This is a genomic window from Neisseria sp. P0020.S005, assembly GCF_051957055.1.
GTDB classification, from domain to species: Bacteria; Pseudomonadota; Gammaproteobacteria; order Burkholderiales; family Neisseriaceae; genus Neisseria; species Neisseria subflava_A.
Genome location: NZ_JBQCWV010000009.1, coordinates 48301 through 66222, shown reverse-complemented (window position 1 = coordinate 66222; position 17922 = coordinate 48301). Strand labels below are relative to the sequence as shown.

At 47.0% G+C, this 17922-nt stretch carries 13 protein-coding genes and 1 pseudogene; 9 read left to right on the top strand and 5 right to left on the bottom strand.

Features of this window, described 5'->3' with window-relative positions; genetic code table 11:
- Nucleotides 1-240 precede the first annotated feature (240 nt).
- Nucleotides 241-2685: a TonB-dependent receptor gene (locus ACTHTU_RS08345; protein ID WP_440362276.1), complete on the top strand. Its 2445-nt coding sequence runs from the start codon at nucleotides 241-243 to the stop codon at nucleotides 2683-2685.
- A gap of 172 nt (nucleotides 2686-2857) precedes the next feature.
- Here ACTHTU_RS08345 and ACTHTU_RS08340 read toward each other — a convergent pair whose 3' ends face one another.
- From ACTHTU_RS08340 to ACTHTU_RS08330, 3 genes are all read right to left on the bottom strand, one after another.
- The gene (locus tag ACTHTU_RS08340; protein WP_296184433.1) at nucleotides 2858-4159 is read right to left on the bottom strand and encodes a hemolysin family protein; all 1302 of its coding nucleotides are present in this window, start codon (nucleotides 4157-4159) and stop codon (nucleotides 2858-2860) included.
- Between the two features lie 99 nt (nucleotides 4160-4258).
- On the bottom strand, nucleotides 4259-5566 hold the full coding sequence (locus ACTHTU_RS08335) for a replication-associated recombination protein A (RefSeq protein ID WP_440362275.1): 1308 nt from the start codon (nucleotides 5564-5566) through the stop codon (nucleotides 4259-4261).
- 225 nt (nucleotides 5567-5791) lie between these two features.
- Entirely contained in the window at nucleotides 5792-7267 is a 1476-nt protein-coding gene (locus ACTHTU_RS08330; protein ID WP_314067464.1) for a Yip1 family protein, read from the bottom strand.
- A 146-nt stretch (nucleotides 7268-7413) separates the two neighbouring features.
- Here ACTHTU_RS08330 and ACTHTU_RS08325 point away from each other — a divergent pair, with 146 nt between their 5' ends.
- The 8 genes and pseudogenes from ACTHTU_RS08325 to hemE all read left to right on the top strand — a co-directional run bounded on the left by ACTHTU_RS08325 (nucleotide 7414) and on the right by hemE (nucleotide 16816).
- Nucleotides 7414-7785, top strand: coding sequence for a hypothetical protein (locus ACTHTU_RS08325; protein ID WP_440362305.1), 372 nt, complete (start codon nucleotides 7414-7416; stop codon nucleotides 7783-7785).
- A gap of 143 nt (nucleotides 7786-7928) precedes the next feature.
- Nucleotides 7929-9338, top strand: a complete 1410-nt coding sequence (thrC, locus tag ACTHTU_RS08320) for a threonine synthase (RefSeq protein WP_070646009.1) — start codon at nucleotides 7929-7931, stop codon at nucleotides 9336-9338.
- 227 nt (nucleotides 9339-9565) lie between these two features.
- Entirely contained in the window at nucleotides 9566-11332 is a 1767-nt protein-coding gene (gene msbA / locus ACTHTU_RS08315) for a lipid A export permease/ATP-binding protein MsbA (protein ID WP_293207885.1), read from the top strand.
- An 85-nt stretch (nucleotides 11333-11417) separates the two neighbouring features.
- Nucleotides 11418-12194 (top strand): ferredoxin--NADP reductase, encoded by a 777-nt coding sequence (locus ACTHTU_RS08310; protein WP_070646015.1) that lies wholly within the window; start codon nucleotides 11418-11420, stop codon nucleotides 12192-12194.
- Nucleotides 12194-12901 (top strand): annotated as a pseudogene (locus ACTHTU_RS08305) (uroporphyrinogen-III synthase); the annotation flags it as partial. The gene ACTHTU_RS08310 and the pseudogene ACTHTU_RS08305, both read left to right, overlap by 1 nt.
- Before the next feature lie 216 nt (nucleotides 12902-13117).
- Nucleotides 13118-14389: a uroporphyrinogen-III C-methyltransferase gene (locus ACTHTU_RS08300; protein WP_440362304.1), complete on the top strand. Its 1272-nt coding sequence runs from the start codon at nucleotides 13118-13120 to the stop codon at nucleotides 14387-14389.
- A complete protein-coding gene (locus ACTHTU_RS08295) occupies nucleotides 14386-15609 on the top strand; it encodes a heme biosynthesis protein HemY (RefSeq protein WP_440362274.1) in 1224 nt (407 codons plus the stop codon). Before ACTHTU_RS08300 ends, ACTHTU_RS08295 begins: the two co-directional genes overlap by 4 nt.
- Nucleotides 15610-15754: 145 nt before the next feature.
- The gene (hemE, locus tag ACTHTU_RS08290) at nucleotides 15755-16816 is read left to right on the top strand and encodes a uroporphyrinogen decarboxylase (protein WP_440362273.1); all 1062 of its coding nucleotides are present in this window, start codon (nucleotides 15755-15757) and stop codon (nucleotides 16814-16816) included.
- Between the two features lie 272 nt (nucleotides 16817-17088).
- Here hemE and ACTHTU_RS08285 read toward each other — a convergent pair whose 3' ends face one another.
- Both ACTHTU_RS08285 and ACTHTU_RS08280 read right to left on the bottom strand, forming a co-directional pair.
- Nucleotides 17089-17448 carry a hypothetical protein gene (locus ACTHTU_RS08285; RefSeq protein ID WP_228378036.1) on the bottom strand — a complete coding sequence of 120 codons (360 nt, stop codon included), beginning with the start codon at nucleotides 17446-17448 and terminating at the stop codon, nucleotides 17089-17091.
- 162 nt (nucleotides 17449-17610) lie between these two features.
- Nucleotides 17611-17892 (bottom strand): hypothetical protein, encoded by a 282-nt coding sequence (locus ACTHTU_RS08280; RefSeq protein WP_377073293.1) that lies wholly within the window; start codon nucleotides 17890-17892, stop codon nucleotides 17611-17613.
- Nucleotides 17893-17922: the final 30 nt, after the last annotated feature.

Here is a 17922-nt window from a genome sequence, read left to right as displayed (position 1 = left end):
CGTCTGAAACATTGGATTGTTTCAGACGGCATTTTTAATATTTTATAACTAATTATTAATAGCTAGTCTATACTAAATTTTACAAATATTTATAATTATTGATAATAATCAAAACTGATTAAAATAGACATGTTTATTTATGATAATTACCGTAGAAAAGATATATCATGACGCCTTTCGTAATGTGATATCAATAAAGGATAAGCGGTGAAACAGCAATTTTTATGTAACAAAAATAAAATGTTATGCGCCATTTTGGCTGTTTTCTCAGGCCAGTCATTTGCGGAAGAACTTCCTCAAGTAGATATACCTGAAGTCAAAGTTGTCGGTAATGCGCCTTCAAGTAACTGGCGTTTGCAGCCTGGCGCAAAAGACTATCTAAGAGATGGAGAAGTTTTAACTACAAACGATTTAAAAACAAAACGTGCCGTATCGCTCGGACAGACTGTGGAACAAGTCTCCGGCGTTCAGAACAATGCTTACGGCCCTAATACCGGCGTACCGCAAATCCGCAGCTTGAGCGGCTCGCGCGTATATGTCAGTGAAAATGGTTTGGGTATTTCGGATGCCGCTTCTGTCAGCCCCGATTTGCCACTGATGGTCAATCCGTTCATGGCGGAAAAGATTACCGTTTTAAAATCATCGGCAGCAGTCTTGTATGGCGGCAACGCGATTGGCGGCGCAGTTGACGTCGATACCGGCGTGATTGCCACAGAACTGCCTGAAAAAGATTTAAACGGCAAAGTCGAAGTCAGCGGCGGCTACAATACGCCGCGTGTCGAAGCGTTCAAATTAAACGGTAAGGTCGGCAATGTGGCTTGGCATTTGTCGGGAGCAGACACTCATGCCAATGATTACCGTATCCCCGGCGATTCCAAACCGGCCGCCTGTTACGATCATGCCAATATTTATAGCTCTCGCCTGATGTGGGCATGTCAGGTTACGCCCGACATTACCGAAACCTTAAATAAAGGCTATTACCGTTATGTCGCGAAAGACATTCCGGCTTTCATTGAACTATGGAAACGTTATAACGACGGCTCGGAACCTGATGAATCTGAATTGTACAAATTAAACAAACCATCCTGGGGCGATTGGGTAGAAAATCCGCTTTATGACGGCAGTCCAAACTTTAGAAATAAAGTTATCAATGCCATGAAAGACGATATGCCTGTTGAAAAAGGCCGTCTGAAAAACAGCCATCTGAGCAATCAAAACTTTGCTTTCGGCTTGAGCCATATCGGTGAACGCAGCTATGCAGGCGTATCCGTCAGCCGCTTCTTGAGCAAATCCGGTATCGCAGGCTTTGGCTATTATAATTTTGCCGAATCAGGCCACCACCACGGCGGTACCCGCAAAGCACCGGCACGCGAATACGCTTCCGTACGCGCCCAACAAACCCGTTGGCAGGCAGAAGCCATGTACCGTCCATTGACGCCATGGATTGAAAACATCAAATTCCAAGCCGCCTATACGCAAAACCCGACATCCGAATACTTGGGCGACACCAAAATGCAAACTTTGGACAGCAAAACTTTCCAAAGCCGTTTGGAGTTCAACCACAAAGCAGGTTCTTGGTTGAAAGGTACATTGGGCGCAGATTGGAAACAGCGCAGCACCGAATCTTCAGGCATCAACGGCAAACGCACCGGAAACTATGCCTACCTGCCCGATACCAACAGCAAAGAATACGGCATTTTCGCTTTGGAAAACTTCAAGTGGAAAAACTGGAATGCATCTTTGGGTTGGCGACATGGCGAAGTCCGCCACTCGGTCGACATCGGCGATTACAAACCTGGACGCAACAGCTCGACCGTAAAAGGATTGGAAGAGAGAGGCCGTCTGAAATACAGCTTAAACCACTATCATGCAGGCTTAGGCGTAGATCTGTTTGACTTCTTAAAACTGGGCGCACGATACAGCCGTTCACAACGCGCCCCTGAAGTCAACGAGTTGTATGCAGGTGGCGATCACTATGCACTGATGGCTTCAGAATCACACTGGGGAGTAGACGTACTGCGTCCTGAAACAGCAGGCACTTGGGAAGTAAACGGTGAAATCGGTTGGAAAGACGGCCGCTTCCGTGCAAGCTGGTATAAAACCCAATTTAAAGACTACACCTTCCTCGTAGATGCCGCACATGACGGCGGCCAACGCCTGCCAACCAAATACTGGCGCTCCGGCGATACCCAACTTCACGGCGTGGAATTGGAGGTAAACCAATGGTTTGACTTGAATAAATACGGCACATTGGAAGCCCGCCTGTTTGGCGACTTCGTACACAACCGCGCCGATTTGGACGACGAACGCAACAGCACATTAGGCAATGGCAACCGCGTCCGCAACAACGGCTATTACATGCCCAATATGCCCGTATCCCGCTACGGCGCAGGCCTGACATGGAATAAAGGCAACTGGCAACTGGGCACCAGCCTGACACGCTACCGCCCTGCCAAACATACAGGCCACATGGCTGCCAACTACAAAGAGCCTGTTTTGGGCGGCTATACCATGTGGGATATGTACATGAGCCATACCACCAAACATGGAAAATCGACAGCCGAATGGTTCCTCGATGCACGCAACCTTGCCAACCGTACCGCAAGACAGCAAAACTCCATGCTCAAATATATTGCGCCATTGCCGGGCCGCTCCGTCCGCGCCGGTGTAAGACTGACGTTCTAAGTTGAAAACAAAACAAACCGGATTCCCTGTTTATGGAAATCCGGTTTTCTTTTTTGATTATTTGATTTTCAGACGGCCTTTTATACAACTTAAGAAAAGACATAAATCATAAGCAACTTATTTCAAGATTGCCCGTTTTCATCTGATACTACAAATATTCCTTTAAAGCCTATTACATTTTCCCCACCATATTTCCTTGTTTAGAAACCAAAAGTTGGTCGATTTTCAAATTTTCAGTATCGATGATTTCAAACTTATAACCGGCATAAACCAAAAAATCTGTACGCTTCGGGATTTTGCGCAGGGAATACATCATAAAGCCGGCGATGGTTTCGTAGTTTTCCGAATTGGGAAACTCTTCGATATCCAGCGCGCGCATGACATCGGTAAGCGGCGTGGCACCGTCCACCAACCATGTGTCTTCGGTACGGCGGATAATTTGCGGCTCTTCTTCGGTATTGACCAGCTCGCCCATCACAATACTCATCACATCTTTCAGCGTTACCACCCCAACCACGAGCGCATATTCGTTGACCACTACGGCAAAGTCTTCGCCGGAAGTCTTGAAGGTTTCCAAGACATCGTAAAGCGACAGCGTGTCGGGGATAAACAAAGCTTTACGCAACACGCGCTTGTCGGTCAGGCGGACGTCTTTTTCTTTTAAAAACAAAGTCAGCAGCGTGTGCGATTCGATATAGCCGATAACGCGTTCCAAATCGCCGTCGCACACGAGGAATTTATTGTGCGGTTTGTCCGACATTATTTCCAATACGGTATCGCTGTCATCGTGTTTATCGAAATAGGCGATGTATTCGCGCGTGCTCATGGTGGAAGTGACCGTGCGCTCCTGCATATCAAAAATGTTTTCAATCAGATAGTGTTCCTGCTCTTTCAACACACCAGCCTGAGCGCCGGCATCAACGACGGCATAAATATCTTCCGAGGTCAGCTGCTCCTGGCGGACGGTTGAAATTTTGAAGAGTTTGAATATTGCGTTTGCCAATCCGTCAAAAACCCAGACAAGGGGCTTTAAGATAAAAATCAGAAACATCATCGGACGGACAATGCGTACCGCCACCGCTTCGGGATGGGTCATTGCCATACGCTTGGGCATCAGGTCGGCAATTAAAATAAAGCTGCCTGTAACCAGCGAGAAAGTCAGCAAAGAGGCAACTGTGCTGCCCCAACTGCCTGCGTTCTCCAACAGCCTGCCAAAATACGGACGTATTGCCGCCTCGCCAACAATACCGGCAAGAATGGCGACGGCATTCAAACCGATTTGGACAACGGTAATAAAGCTGCCCGGCTGCTGCTGCATATTGATTACGTCAAGCGCGCGCGTATCGCCGCCGTCTTTCGCCATGACCTGCAATTTGATTTTGCGTGCCGAGGCAAGCGCGAGTTCGGAACAGGACACAAACGCGCTAATGACAATCAGCAGGCACAATAATAGTAAGGCTTCAAAAATATTCATGAAAAATTATGTGTGGTATAGGTTAGAAACATTCAGACATCAAAGACCGTCTGAAAAATTTAATTTATTCTGTGATTAATGTTATGTGTATTTATCGCTTCAACCATCTAAAACATCTTCATCCAAGGATTTCAACCATTTCAGCTTTTCGCCAATTTTGATTTCCAGCCCGCGCGGGACGGGTTGATAGAAATCGGGTTCATCCAAGCCATCGGGCATATAGCTTTCACCGGCGGCGTAGGCATTTGGTTCGTCATGGGCATAGCGGTATTCGCGTCCATAACCCAATTCTTTCATCAGTTTGGTCGGCGCATTGCGCAGGTGGACAGGCACTTCGTCGCTGGCATTTTCTTTGACGAAACGGCGCATTTGGTTGTATGCCTTATAACCTGCGTTGGATTTGGCGGCTGCGGCAAGATACAGCACGGCTTGCGCTAAAGCGAGTTCCCCTTCTGGAGAACCCAATCGCTCGTAAGTAGCGGCGGCATCATTGGCAATCGTTAAGGCACGCGGATCGGCCAAGCCGATGTCTTCCCATGCCATGCGGACAATGCGGCGGGCGAGATAGCGCGGGTCGGTACCACCGTCGAGCATACGGCAGAACCAATACAATGCCGCGTTAGGATGTGAACCGCGCACGGATTTGTGCAGGGCGGAGATTTGGTTGTAGAAACTCTCGCCGCCTTTGTCGAAACGGCGGATTTGCGCGCCCAAGCTGTCGGCGAGAAATTCGGCGGTCAGGGTCTTCAGACGACGTGTGTCGGCGGCGCGTAACAGTTGTTCCAGCAGATTCAACAATCTGCGCGCATCGCCGTCGGCGGTATTGACGAGCAGCTCCTGCGCATCGGCTTCAATCGTGAAATCTCGGTATTCGGGCAAAGCCAATACTTTGGCAATCAGCTTTTTGAGGTCGTCTGAAGACAAAGATTGCAAAACATACACCTGCGCGCGGCTCAACAGCGCGGGATTGACTTCAAACGACGGGTTTTCCGTAGTTGCGCCGATAAAGGTCAGCAAACCGCTTTCGACATGCGGCAAAAACGCGTCCTGCTGCGCTTTGTTGAAACGGTGGACTTCATCGACAAACAAAATCGTCGCGCGTCCCTGTTGCAAAGCGATTTCGGCTTTATCGATTGCCTCGCGTATGTCTTTCACACCAGAAAATACAGCGGAAACAGGCAGAAACTGGGCATTGAAACTCTGCGCCAAAATCCGTGCCAGCGTGGTTTTGCCTACACCTGGTGGCCCCCACAGCAACATAGAATGCGGCTTTCCTCCCTCCACCGCCACACGCAAAGGTTTGCCTTCGCCGATTAAGTGCTGTTGCCCGATGACATCGTCTAAAGAATGCGGGCGCAGACGTTCGGCTAAAGGGGCTTCTGGTTGGCGGGCGAAAAGGTCGGACATGGCGGTTTCCATGAAAAGGGTTTTCAGACGACGTGGATTATAGCAGGTCGTCTGAAAACAGACGGATGGTAAAGGAAATAATAAAGACAGGATACATCACAGCCGTCATTCCCGCGCAGGCGGGAATCCGCTTGTGAATTTCAGTTGATTGATTTTTATGGCTTTGCTTTTCGTTAAAGATGGATTCCCGCCTGCGCGGGAATGACGGCATCGGTCTGCCATAACTTACTGGCAGATTTTTTTGTCCGTGTTTCCTATATCAGGATGACGCGAATCATGATTACAGTTGCCGTAATTAATCTGGATTGACATATTTTTTGCGTTGGATTGTATCGGCAGGACAGGCTGGATATTGTAATTAGTCAAGCCGGCATTGGATTGGGCGTTAAGGTCATTTTTGAATCTAACGTCAGTATTAATATCAATTTCAGGATTGTCATGACCGGTATTCTCAGGATTACCGTCGTCAATGCCATCAGTATTGGTACTGATATAACTTTCAGGCATGATTTGCAGGGCTTTTCCGCTGATAGCGATACATTCTTCAGCTAATTTTTCCTTTTCTTCTTCGTTTGTTATGATGTTGTAAACAGTTAGTGGACAGAAAACTTTAGTATCGCCCAAATTCCAAGCCATGTAGCCAAATAGTGCGTTATTGCGTGTTTCCGGAGAACAGGTTATTCCTTTTTTTCTTCTATATGTTTCTGAAAAGGCGGAACATTTGAATTTTTGTTTTAATTTAAGCAAGTCATTTTTATCAATGCCGTTGGTTTCTTGAGAGCCGTTGTTTTGTTGAAAGTTGTTGTGTAATAAGTACCATGAAGAATTCTCATAGTTTTCAGCGAAACGAACAAAACGATTAGATCTAAAAAATAAAGCGGGATTGCTGCTAAAAATAAGCATAATTGAAATAACAAATATTGGAGTAAAGAAAATCATAGTTGAAATATTTTTTTCCATTCTTTGTTTCAATATTAGTGCACCTAAAATGTAAAAAATAAAGTCAAATACTCCGATGAAAAGTATCAAGAATATTTTTGAAGATATATCTTCTATGTAACGGAATATAATGACCAATACGAAACAGGATAATACTAAAAATACTAAGATAAAAACGGTAATGCAAAGGCATTTAAATTTAAAAGATATTGTTTTATCTGCTTTAATATATCCACATAAAAATATAAGGAAAAATTGCATTATAAAACATAATAATATAAGCCCAAAAACAATAGCACTAGCTATCAAAGCAGATAGATTAGTTATTGCTTCAGGAAAAAGGCTTAATTGCCCTAAGTAGCTAAGATAGTTATATATAAAAAATCCACCAATAAATGTTCCAAATATTGCAGAAATACTCAATATTTTACTGATAATTTCCAAATAATCAGACAGTTTTCTTTGCTCTTTTGGTTGCTCCACCGTATCAGCTTGTTTCATTTCTTCCTGTTTTGCAGCATCATCGTTTTTTGCGGCATTTTCATCTGCCTTGTTTGAGTTTTTATTTTTTCTTGCGCATATCCATTCTGTAATCTTTGTAAATAATTTACATAAGCATGTCGATTCATCTTTATTCTCATTGTCTTTTGATTCAGGCTGTTTATTTTCAGCGGTATGCTCTGAGTGCTCTTGAATACCTTTGTCAGCCGTTTTCTCTTGATTCTCTTTAGGGTTTTGCGTGTTTTCGTTTGAGTTAGCCATTGATCAATCCTCTATTTTCCCAAAAAAGACGGATTATACCCGACTTTCACAATCCCTATCCCTCACTGCTTACGGTATAATACGCGTTTGTTTAAAGACTTTGCGGGGCGTTTCAGACGACCTTGCGGCAAGGGATGGCTATGAATATGAAAAAGATTGTTGCCGTTGCTTCTGTGGCGGCGTTGTTGGGCGGTTGCGCTTATGATTCGGATTCGTCGTTCGGCGGTTTGGGCGGCGGTACGGGTATCGGCGGCAGCGTGGTGAAAATGGCGGTCGATCATCAGTGCCGTTCGGAATTGAACAAGCGCAATGAGTGGCGTTTGATCGCGCTGACGATGAGCGCGGAAAAACAGCGCGAGTGGGAAGACAAAATCTGCGGCTGCGCGAGCGAGGAAGCGCCGAATCAGGTGTCTGCACAAGAGTTGATGGATGTTTTGAATCCTTCTTCGCGTGATCGGGCGATTGCGTCGATAACGGTGAAAACCGTCAATGCTTGTTTCAAGCGTCTGTATAGATAATGTTTTTCAGACGACCTCTGTGTATCGGGGTTGTCTGAAAGTTTATAGTGGATTAAGGTCGGGATAGGGCGACTTGCGGGATGGTTCTCAGGCGGGTTTCCTGTTTTGATCGGCAATACTTTTGTTTTTATAGAGAAGAAATCATGAAATATATCAGTACGCGCGGTGCAACCGCACGCAAGCAATTCAGCGAAGTTTTATTGATGGGTTTGGCTCCTGACGGCGGTTTGATGCTGCCTGAGCAATACCCTCAAATCGACCGTGCCACCTTAGACCAATGGCGTACACTCAGCTATCCTGAGCTGGCGTTTGAGGTCATGAGCCTGTTTGCCACCGACATCCCTGCTGATGATTTACGCGACATCATCAACCGTACCTACACCGAAGAAGTATTCGGTACCAAAGCCATTACTCCGGTGCGCACACTTTCAGACGGCATCAAAATCCAAGCCCTATCCAACGGCCCGACTTTGGCATTCAAAGACATGGCCATGCAATTCTTGGGCAATGCTTTTGAATATGTATTGAACAAAGAAGGCAAAGAACTCAATATTTTAGGCGCTACCAGCGGCGACACCGGCTCTGCAGCCGAATATGCCCTGCGCGGTAAAAAAGGTGTTAATGTCTTCATGCTGTCGCCGGAAGGCAAAATGAGTGCATTCCAACGCGCGCAAATGTTTAGCCTGCAAGATGCTAATATCCACAACATCGCTGTTGAAGGTATGTTTGACGACTGCCAAGACATCGTCAAAGCCGTACAAAACGATGCCGAATTCAAAGCCAAATACCATATCGGCACAGTCAACTCCATCAACTGGGGCCGTATCGTCGCCCAAGTCGTGTACTACTTTGCCGGTTATTTCAATGCCACTTCGAGCAATGACGAAAAAATCAGCTTCTGCGTGCCAAGCGGCAACTTCGGCAATGTCTGCGCCGGCCATATCGCCCGCCAAATGGGTCTGCCTATCCACCGCTTGATTGTTGCCACCAATGAAAACGACGTATTGGACGAGTTTTTCAAAACCGGCGCATACCGCCCTCGCAACAGCGAACACACCCACGTCACATCCAGCCCGTCTATGGATATTTCCAAAGCCTCCAACTTCGAGCGTTTTGTGTTTGACCTGATGGACCGCGATGCAGACGAAATCAAAACCTTATGGGCTGAAGTAGGATCCGGCAAAGGTTTCAATTTGGAATTTGTCTTAAACAAAGTACATCAACAATATGGCTTTGTTTCCGGCAAATCGACCCATGCCAACCGCCTTGCCACCATCAAACAGGTTTACGAACAAGACCGCGAATTGATTGATCCGCATACAGCTGATGGCATCAAAGTAGCGCGTGAAGTACGCGAAGCCGGCGAAACCATTGTCTGCCTCGAAACCGCATTGGCTGCCAAATTTGAAGCCACCATCCATGAGGCTGTCGGCGAAGTTTCCATCCCTCGCCCTGCCGCATTGGAAGGCTTGGAAAATCTGCCACAACGGGTCCGTGTTGTCCCTAATAACGCAACGACAGTAAAAGACATCATTAAGGAAGCTTTGGCTTAACCGGCTGTCTTTGACGACTGAAGAGGCCGTCTGAAACTTTTTCAGACGGCCGCGACTAGTGTTTATGAAGTAGGCAGCGTTATTGCCAATCCAACCGCATTACAGTCGTTATCATATAAAATCAAGGCGTTAAAACAATACCAACTCCTTTTGACTTTCAATTGCAAACATTGTAATGACAGATATTTTCGTTTAGAATTGCATGTTTGCTCTAAATCTGGATTGATATGCAGACAACACAAGCCACATCCAACTGGGAGCTGTACAAGCGTTTGCTTGGATATTTAAAAAGCTATTGGAAGATGTTTATCGTCTCCGTAGTGGCCATGCTGATTGTCGCCGGTACGATGCCGGCTTTCGGTTACTTGCTCAAACCTTTGATTAATGAAGGTTTTGTCGATAAAAACATGAAAAGCATGTCATGGTTGCCGCTGGCAATTGTGGCGCTGTTTTTCATTCGCGGCCTGTTCAACTTCATTAACGAATATTGCACGACTTATCTGTCCAGCCACTTGGTGCAGCGCTTGCGCGGTGAAATGTTCAACAAAATGATGCACCTGCCGACTTCGTATTTCAGCAGCAATACCGGCGGCCGTTTGATGTCTCGTATCTTGAACGACGTCAATCAAATTACCGATGCAGGGTTTAACGTCATTACCGTGATTGCTAAAGACGGCGTGAGCGTAGTCGGCCTATTGGGCTTGCTAACTTATCTGAACTGGCGTTTGACCCTGATTACTTTTATTATTTTGCCAGTCGTCGCCGTATGTATCCAAACGGTCAGCAAACGCTTGCGCAAATTGTCTGCCAACAACCAAATTTATCTTGGCCAGCTGATGCAGGTCTTGGGCGAGAGCATTAATGGTGAACGCGTTGTAAAAATCTACGGCGGTCAAGATTATGAAAACCGCCGCTTCAACCGTATTGCCGACGATGTGCGCCGCAACCTGCTCAAACAGGTTTCCGCCAGCTCTGCGGGTACCGGCATTACGCAATTAATGGCCTCGGTTGCTCTGGCTGCGATTATTTACGCAGCCGCCCGCCAAGCAGGGCTTTCCGGCTTCAGTGCAGGCGATTTTATGTCGTTTTTGTCGAGCATGATCATGATGTTTGACCCCATCAAACGCATGACCGGCGTGATGCAATCCCTGCAACGCGGTTTGGCGGCGGCAGAAAGTGTCTTCACCTTTTTGGATCAACCTGAAGAAAGCAACGAAGGCAAACAAATTCTCAGCCCAAACCCTGGCGATATCGAATTTTGCAATGTTGTACACCGCTATCCTGAAGCCGAACGCAACAGCTTGAACCACATTAACCTGCTTGTACCGCAAGGCAAAGTGACCGCATTGGTCGGCGCATCAGGCTGCGGTAAAACCACCCTGGCCAATATGTTGCCGCGCTTCCTTAATCCGGATGAAGGCAAGGTTTTGATTGGCGGCGTCAACATCAATGAATATACGCTCGAAAGCCTGCGCAACCGCATGGCATTCGTCAGCCAAAATGTTGTCCTGTTTAATGGTACGATTGCTGAAAACATTGCCTATGCTCAAGCTGATAAATTCAGCGAAGAAGAAATTATCAATGCTGCAAAAGCCGCGAATGCTTGGGAATTTATCCAAAAAATGCCACAAGGCCTGCACACTGAAGTTGGCGAAAACGGTTTAAAACTGTCCGGCGGCCAACGTCAACGCCTCGCCATTGCGCGTGCGCTTTTGAAAAATGCGCCGATTTTGATTTTGGACGAAGCCACCAGCGCATTGGATAATGAATCCGAACGTTTGGTGCAAACCGCATTAGAAAACCTGATGCAAAACCGTACCACATTAGTGATTGCCCACCGACTTTCGACCATCGAAAAAGCCGACAATATTGTTGTCATGCACGAAGGCAATGTAGTCGAACAAGGCACTCATCATGAATTGATCAACGCAGGCGGACGCTATTCCGACCTGCACAGCCTCAGCGAAAAATCAGCCAAACCGGCAAGCAAGTAGCTGAACACCATATTCCATTCTTTTTATTAACCTTGGCCGCCCCAACCTATCCTTTTCAGACGGCCTTATCCGACAGGAAATATCAATGGCAGCATTCAACACTCAGAAAGTCTTGTCCGTACACCACTGGACCGACGCTTACTTCACTTTCACCTGCACCCGTGACGAATCTTTGCGCTTTGAAAACGGCCAGTTCGTCATGGTCGGCCTGATGGTTGACGGCAAACCGCTGATGCGCGCATACAGCGTGGCTTCTGCCAACTGGGAAGAGCATCTGGAATTTTTCAGCATTAAAGTACAAGACGGCCCATTGACCAGCCGCCTGCAACACCTTAAAGTCGGCGACGATGTCCTCATCAGTAAAAAACCGACCGGTACATTGGTTGCCGGCGACCTGAATCCGGGCAAACACCTCTACCTCTTGAGCACCGGTACCGGCATCGCCCCTTTCCTGAGCATTACCAAAGACCCTGAAATTTACGAGCAATTCGAAAAAATCATCTTGGTTCACGGTGTACGCTACAAAAAAGACTTGGCATACTACGACCGCTTTACCAAAGAATTACCCGAACATGAATACCTGGGCGATTTGGTTAAAGAAAAATTGATTTACTACCCGATCGTTTCACGCGAAGAATATGTACACCAAGGCCGTCTGACCGATTTGATGCGCAGCGGCAAACTCTTCGAAGACATCGGTCTGCCTAAAATCAATCCGCAAGATGACCGCGCCATGTTGTGCGGCAGCCCTGCCATGTTGAAAGACACCTGCAGCGTTTTGGACGAATTCGGCCTGACCGTTTCTCCAAAAACCGGCGTTCGCGGCGACTACCTGATTGAGCGCGCATTCGTCGATCAATAATGTACGTCAGCAACAGGCCGTCTGAAACCCTTCTTTCAGACGGCCTAAACCTTAATAATTTATCCCACATTATGCCTACTCTACTCATCATCCGTCCGTCCAACCGTCCACAGCAAGATATCCAAACCTGCCATGCAGCCGGTTGGCAGGCTCAGGTATTGAGTCCGATTGAAATAGAGGCGGATCGTTCGGCGCTAAAAAAACTCCCCGAACAATTCAAGCAAGCCGATGTGGTGTTTTGGGTCAGCCCGACCACTATTGAAACTGCAGTACCGTATCTGACCTTTTCAGACGGCCCTAAAGTACACATTACCGTCGGCCAAACCAGCCAACATACTTTGGCACAATTCTCCCCCTATCCCGTATTCTCTCCCGAAGATGGCAACGACAGCGAAGCCGTCTTGAGAATGCCTATTTGGAAAAACCTGCCACCCAATGCCCGAGTTTTAATCATTCGAGGTCATGGCGGCCGTGATTTTCTAGCAGACAAACTGACCGAACTGGGTTTCCAAATCGACATCGCCGAAATCTATTTCAGACGGCCACACATCATCGATTGGCAGAACTTTAAAACTGAAGACATCGCCGCCGCCTACGTTACATCCGGCGAGCTCGCGCGCGAATTTTTCCATCAGATTCCGCCGCAATTTTCCCGATTCTTCGAATCCTTGCTATACTTTACCCACCATCCGCGCATTGCCGATGCGCTTCGCATCGTTGGCGCCAAACATGTAGAAACCGTTACTTCCTTATCCGCTGCACTTTCATCCATGCCACAAAGGAGCCAAGCAGTGAACCCAGTCGAAGACAATAAAGATACCCAACAAGTTGCCAGTACGGCAGCTTCAGCGCCTGAACGTTCTGAAAACACCAGGCCGTCTGAACAAATCAAACCTACCCAACCTCAGCGAGTGGAGGCGAGCATGCCCGAGTCCAACAATCTCCCACAAAACAACGCCCCTGTTATCATCAAACAATCTGGCGGCAAAGCCTTGGCCGCAGGTGCGATCGTCTTGGCACTGCTTGGCCTAGGCGCGAGCGGATTCCTGTTTGTACAGGGTCAAAATGTTTTAAAAAACCAAGAGCTCGAATTCAACCAAAAAATCGACAAAGCTGCATTGGGCGAGTCTGAAAACGCCAGCCTTCTAAAAGACAACCTCAACCGCCAAACCGCTATTCAAGCCGAGTTAGACCGCCTGAACAACGGTCAAAAAAACAATAGCGATCAAATCCTGCAAACGCAGAAAGCTTATCAAGAGTTGCTCAAAGGCCGTATCAACTGGCTGGTCGACGAAGCCGAATCGATGTTGAACACTGCTTCGCAACAATTGATGCTGTCAGGCAACCTCCAAGGCGCGGTCAGCGTATTGGAACACATCGACAGTCGCTTAAGCCGTTTTGAACAGCCTGAACTTATCCCCATCAAGCAAGCCATCAGCAATGATTTGGCCGCACTGAAAAACCGTCCTTATGTCGATATTTCCGCTACTGCCTTGCGTATCGACCGTTTGGAAACCGGTATTTCCGGACTGCCTTTGGTCTTGGACGGCGTATTGAAACCGGGTGCCGCGCCTGTCGAAGCCGCCAATTCAGGAACTTGGTGGGAAAACACATGGGAAAAATCCCTCAATGCCCTCAAAGGCTTGGTTGAAGTCCGTCATCTGGACAGCAACGACGCCATGTTGATTTCGCCCGATCAAACCTACTTCATCCGTGAAAACCTGCGCCTGCGCCTTTTGGATGCGCGCATTGCCCTGTTGCAACACAACGGCGAAGTGTATCAAAGCGATTTGAACAACGTTGAAGCAACCGTGAAACAATACTTCGACAGCAAATCCCCTGCTACCCAGTCATGGCTGAAAGAGTTGGCCGAACTCAAAGCTCTTGATGTCCGCATGATTTCAGACGACAGTCTGAAAGCCAGCTTGAGCGCCGTTCGTGCTTATCAAGAAGGTTCGCGTACACAAATGACGACCGAAGAAGCTACGCAAACCCAAGCTGCCGAGAAAACCGCTTCCGCTCCGGCTGCAACTACCGAGCAAGCCACCACTGCCGCTCCTGCTGCCGCTTCTGCCCCTCAGTCTTTAGAAGCACCTGCATTGCCGTCTGAAAACAAAAAAGAACCGGCCGCCGAAGCTGCCAAACCACAAAACCAAACCAAGCCTGCTGCCAAAATTAAAGGAGAGCAAGCATGAAAACCGTCGTTTGGATTATCATTCTGTTTGCCGCCGCCGTCGGTTTAGCGTTGGCTTCCGGCATTTATACCGGCAACGTGTATGTCGTGGTTGAGCAAACCATGCTGCGTATCAATCTGCATGCCTTTGTTTTAGGCCTGCTGTTGAGTGTATTCGTTTTGTATTTCCTGATTAAATTCGTGTTCGGCCTCTTGAACATTCCGGCGCGTATGCAACGCTTCGGCATTGCCCGCAAAGGCCGTCAGGCTTCTGCTTCTTTGAACAGCGCAGGTTTGGCATATTTTGAAGGCCGTTTTGAAAAAGCCGAACAAGAAGCTGCCAAAGTCTTGCAAAACAAAGAAGCAGGCGACAACCGCACCCTGGCTTTGATGTTGGGCGCACACGCGGCCGACCAAATGGAAAACTTTGAATTGCGCGACCGCTATCTGCACGAAATCGAACAGCTGCCACAAAAACAGCAGCTTTCCCGCCATCTTTTGCTGGCCGAATCTGCGCTGAGCCGCCGCGATTATCCGACTGCCGCACAAAACCTTGAAGCCGCAGCCAAAATCAACGGCAACTTGAGCCGCTTGGTGCGTCTGCAATTACGTTATGCCTTTGATCACGGCGATGCTTCAGATGTCTTGGCAAAAGCGGAAAAACTGGTCAAAGCCGGCGCTATCAACGATTACGAAGCAGAACAGTATCAGAACTGGGCATATCGCCGCCTCTTGAGCGAAGTAACCGATGCAGGCCGTCTGAAAGCCTGTTTAAAACAGATTCCCGAAAACGTGAAATCTGGCGAATTGTGCGTCGCGATTGCCGAGAAATACGAGCGTTTGGGCTTGTATGCCGAAGCGGTCAAATGGGTAAAAACCCATTATCCGCAAAACCGCCAGCCCGAGCTTTTGGAAGCATTTGTCGAATCCGTGCGCTTCCTAAGCGAGCGCGACCAGCAAAAAGCCATCGATTTGGCAGATTCTTGGTTGCAGGAACAACCGGACAATGCGCTACTGTTGATGTATCTTGGCCAACTGGCTTACGGCCGCAAACTTTGGGGCAAAGCCCAAGGCTACCTCGAAGCCAGCATCGCCCTGCAACCCAGCGTATCCGCACATTTGGTCCTAGCGCGCGTGTTTGATGAAACCGACCAACCGCAAAAAGCGCAAGAACAACGCAATCTGGTTTTGGAAAGCGTGGCCGAAGAAGAATATCCGGCAGCCCTTCCTCAGCCAAATTGATGTGCCGGCTTCGCATTAACAACTCATGAAATCTTTCATACCAGCTTCTATTTAATTTCTATTTAATTATTTCAGACGGCCTGAATAAACAACTAAGGCCGTCTGAACTTTGTTCCAACATACCAAATCAGAAAGCCTATTTATCATGACTGCTCTGAAAAACGACACTTTCCTCCGCGCCCTGCTCAAACAGCCTGTCGAATACACCCCCATCTGGATGATGCGCCAAGCCGGACGCTATCTGCCTGAATACAAAGCCACACGCGCACGCGCAGGCAGCTTTCTCGATTTGTGCAAAAACACCGAGCTGGCAACCGAAGTTACCATCCAGCCTTTAGAACGTTTTGATCTGGACGCGGCAATTCTGTTTTCCGACATTCTGACCGTACCCGACGCCATGGGTTTGGGCCTGTACTTTGCCGAAGGCGAAGGCCCGAAATTTGAACGCGCCTTGCAACAGGAAGCCGACATTGCAAAACTACAGGTTCCCGACATGGAAAAACTGCGATACGTCTTTGATGCAGTAACTTCTATCCGTAAAGAACTGGACGGCCGAGTTCCGCTGATCGGCTTCTCAGGCAGCCCGTTCACACTCGCCTGCTACATGGTTGAAGGCGGCAGCAGCAAAGAATTCCGCACCATCAAAACCATGATGTATTCTCGCCCTGATTTGCTGCATAAAATCCTCGACACCAATGCTCAAGCCGTTACCGCTTATCTCAATGCCCAAATCGATGCCGGCGCACAAGCCGTACAAATTTTCGACACTTGGGGCGGCGTGTTGAGCGATGCCGCATTTAAAGAATTCAGCCTGAAGTACATCCGACAAATCGTAGCCGGACTCAAACGTGAAAACGAAGGCCGCCGCGTGCCTGTTATCGTATTTGCCAAAGGCGGCGGCTTATGGCTGGAAAGCATGGCAGAAATCGGCACAGACGCATTAGGCTTGGACTGGACCTGCAACATCGGCGAAGCCCGCCGTCGCGTCGGCGAACAAGTTGCCCTACAAGGCAACTTCGACCCGTTTGCCCTCTTCGGCACACCGGAATCTATCCGCACCGAAGTCGCACGCATCCTTGCCGACTACGGCAACGGCAGCGGCCATGTATTCAATCTTGGCCACGGCATCAACCAACACGCCAATCCGGAACACGCCAAAATCTTGGTCGATACCGTACACGAATTATCCCGTCAGTATCACGCCTGATTGAGCGCGTAACGTAAAAGGTCGTCTGAAATGGTTTTTCTATTTTCAGACGGCCTCTTAGCTCAAACCTTGAGAACCGCATACGTGTGTTCCGCACACATCCTACTTGTTGAGTTTAGGTTTCATATGGGCTACGGCTTGCTCATGATTCATGGTTATTCTCCTTTTCTAGTTTGCAACAAGTTGAGGTTATCTAAAACAAGATTTAATTCAGTCATAAGCTTCTCATGATGAAAAATGTAAATATAGTTTTCTATAACTTATTCTATTAATTATGTATTCAATAAACTCAAATCATCATTTGTTGGAATGGTAAGGTGATTTTCATTATTTCTAAATTCCCCATTAACATATTCTGAGAATGCACATGTTTTGCAGCAATAAACTAATCTATTAGTCTCGATTTCCTTCCATAAATCAAAACCATAGGTGCCATGGCAAATATTACATTCCATATCTGGTTCTTGAATAATAAATAAATTCTCTAAAAAATTTTGTAGCGATTGATAAATATATGAATTATTTCTTTGCATGGAAATATCTATTTGCCGTTTAAGAGCTTTTAAATCGTAAAAACTAATTAGTGATTTTTTTATTGGGTAATTAGGGATATCTAAAATTTCTATATTCATAAATTCAGAAATATTTGAACGGTGATCTAAAAATTCTTTCTCTAAACTAGGATAATCATGTAACCATTTAAGAATTAAAGTTGCGAGTAAGATATGATCTACATTATTACCTATACCCTCTATTTTTTCTTTTAAAGAAAGTATTATTTTTTTTTTGCATAATTACTGCCCTTTCACTGGATATGTTGTGATTAAATTTCCCATTTCGTCAGTAAATATCTTAATATATCTAGTTGGTGTTCCTCCTTCCTTCAAACTAGTTATACCAATATTCTTACCAGTATCGACTACACGGACAAACTGACCGCCAGGGATGGCTGTTACTGGAGAGGATATCGTATTTCTACTTTGTAAAATAACTTTTAATTCATTTGGAGTTATTGAAAAAATAGAACGGCTATTTTCAACTGACCTATAAAAATGGCCGTCTATTAGAGTTAGCATAGGTAGTGTCGCCGCCGCTCAAGCCGATAA